Source organism: Cupriavidus sp. MPR-AND1C (assembly GCF_058809705.1).
Window position 1 is genome coordinate 1831 of the sequence record NZ_JBXASU010000173.1, and the last position, 1304, is coordinate 3134.

The window sequence follows — 1304 nt, forward strand, 5'->3', positions numbered from 1 at the left end:
AAAAACACGATACCGGGTTGTGATTGTATCAACCGAAATGTATTTAAGTGATCGAAAGATGACTTGGAATACGGCACAAATGCGAGAACTCATCCTGTAGCGAGCACGGCTTGAACGCAAGTTTGAGACACACTCGTTATAGGGTCAAGCGAACAAGTGCATGTGGTGGATGCCTTGGCGATCACAGGCGATGAAGGACGCGGTAGCCTGCGAAAAGCTTCGGGGAGCTGGCAAACAAGCTTTGATCCGGAGATGTCCGAATGGGGAAACCCGGCCCTTATGGGTCATCCCTGACTGAATACATAGGTCAGGGAAGCGAACGCGGCGAACTGAAACATCTAAGTAGCTGCAGGAACAGAAATCAACCGAGATTCCCAGAGTAGTGGCGAACGAAATGGGAAGAGCCTTGTACTCTTTAGCAGCATTGTTAGCAGAACGGGATGGAAAGCCCGGCCATAGCAGGTGATAGCCCTGTATGCGAAAACAGCGTTGTGGAACTAGGTGTACGACAAGTAGGGCGGGACACGTGAAATCCTGTCTGAAGATGGGGGGACCATCCTCCAAGGCTAAATACTCGTGATCGACCGATAGTGAACCAGTACCGTGAGGGAAAGGCGAAAAGAACCCCGGGAGGGGAGTGAAATAGATCCTGAAACCGCATGCATACAAACAGTCGGAGCCTGGAAACGGGTGACGGCGTACCTTTTGTATAATGGGTCAGCGACTTACATTCAGTGGCAAGCTTAACCGATTAGGGAAGGCGTAGCGAAAGCGAGTCCGAATAGGGCGTTCAGTCGCTGGGTGTAGACCCGAAACCAGACGATCTATCCATGGCCAGGTTGAAGGTGCGGTAACACGTACTGGAGGACCGAACCCACTAACGTTGAAAAGTTAGGGGATGAGCTGTGGATAGGGGTGAAAGGCTAAACAAGTCTGGAAATAGCTGGTTCTCTCCGAAAACTATTTAGGTAGTGCCTCGTGTCTCACCTTCGGGGGTAGAGCACTGTCATGGTTGGGGGGTCTATTGCTGATTACCCCGCCATAGCAAACTCCGAATACCGAAGAGTGCAATCACGGGAGACAGACATCGGGTGCTAACGTCCGGTGTCAAGAGGGAAACAACCCAGACCGCCAGCTAAGGTCCCTAAGATTGGCTAAGTGGGAAACGAAGTGGGAAGGCTAAAACAGTCAGGAGGTTGGCTTAGAAGCAGCCATCCTTTAAAGAAAGCGTAATAGCTCACTGATCGAGTCGTCCTGCGCGGAAGATGTAACGGGGCTAAGCCAGTCACCGAAGCTGCGGATGC

At 51.5% G+C, this 1304-nt stretch carries 1 rRNA gene (running past one end of the window); it reads left to right on the forward strand.

What is annotated here, in order from left to right:
- The first annotated feature begins 142 nt into the window (after window positions 1-142).
- A 23S ribosomal RNA gene (locus AC1RWI_RS37650) occupies window positions 143-1304 on the forward strand (it continues 1809 nt past the right edge of the window).